The 231-nt window shown below is 62.8% G+C and carries 1 protein-coding gene; it reads left to right on the top strand.

What is annotated here, in order from left to right:
- Positions 1-231, top strand: a 231-nt coding sequence (locus tag NE619_RS18530; RefSeq protein WP_256133927.1) for an acyl-CoA dehydrogenase family protein, incomplete at both ends; no start/stop codon positions are given.

The raw sequence follows: 231 nt of genomic DNA, 5'->3' as shown, positions 1-231 counted from the left end.
AAAAGAGAAAGTACCTGCCGGACCTGCTGTCGGGCAAAAAGCTGGGGGCCTTCGGACTGACGGAGCCCAACGCCGGGACCGACGCGGCCATGCAGCAGACCACGGCCAGGGACATGGGGGACCACTGGCTGCTCAACGGAAGCAAGGTTTTCATCTCCGGAGGGGGCATCGCCGAGGTGTACGTGGTGATGGCCATGACCGACAAGAGCAAGGGGAACAAGGGCATCAGCG

Source organism: Anaerovorax odorimutans, from assembly GCF_024459955.1.
In the GTDB taxonomy this organism is placed as follows: Bacteria; Bacillota; Clostridia; order Peptostreptococcales; family Anaerovoracaceae; genus Hominibacterium; species Hominibacterium odorimutans_A.
This window is presented reverse-complemented; position numbering and strand designations above follow the sequence as displayed.